This window comes from Vibrio sp. 1402, from assembly GCF_033340275.1.
Map to the genome: position 1 here is coordinate 1 of NZ_JAWOWE010000579.1, position 550 is coordinate 550.

At 48.4% G+C, this 550-nt stretch carries 1 protein-coding gene; it reads right to left on the reverse strand.

Annotated features, from left to right (window positions below; genetic code table 11):
• Nucleotides 1-65: 65 nt before the first annotated feature.
• Entirely contained in the window at nucleotides 66-500 is a 435-nt protein-coding gene (flgC, locus tag R7044_RS27350; protein ID WP_225456240.1) for a flagellar basal body rod protein FlgC, read from the reverse strand.
• Nucleotides 501-550 lie beyond the last annotated feature (50 nt).

Below are 550 nucleotides of genomic sequence, written 5' to 3' on the forward strand. Positions count from 1 at the left end.
GTTTTCTTTTGCTGCCGCTTTAACTGGAGCGTCCGACGATAATGCCGTGTACTGTGCAAGACTCATTAGCTACCCTGCCCTAAACGAAGCAAGCCTTGCTGCATGCTTTTCACATTTGCCAACACTTCCACGTCCGTTTCGAAGCTGCGAGTCGCTGACATCATGTCCGCCATTTCCGCAACCACGTCGATGTCTGGGTAGTAAACATAACCTTCGCCGTTAGCGAGTGGGTTATTTGGCTCAAAGCGTTTTTCCGCCTGACCTTTGTTTTGCACCACATCGACAATACGAACTTCAGCAGTTGGGTAAATGCCGTTTTCTGTCGTCATTTGCGTTTTTTGATACACGGTCGCGACCACAGGTTTAAGTGCTTTGTAAGCATCATCTGGGTTTGCAGACACCGCATCCGCGTTCGCAAGGTTACTGGCAACCGTGTTTAGGCGAACGGTTTGCGCCGTCATCGCAGAGCCAGTAATCGAATAAATATCAGTGAATGACATAATTAACGTCCCTCAATCGCTTTCGCCAAGCCGTTAAATTTCATGTTGAG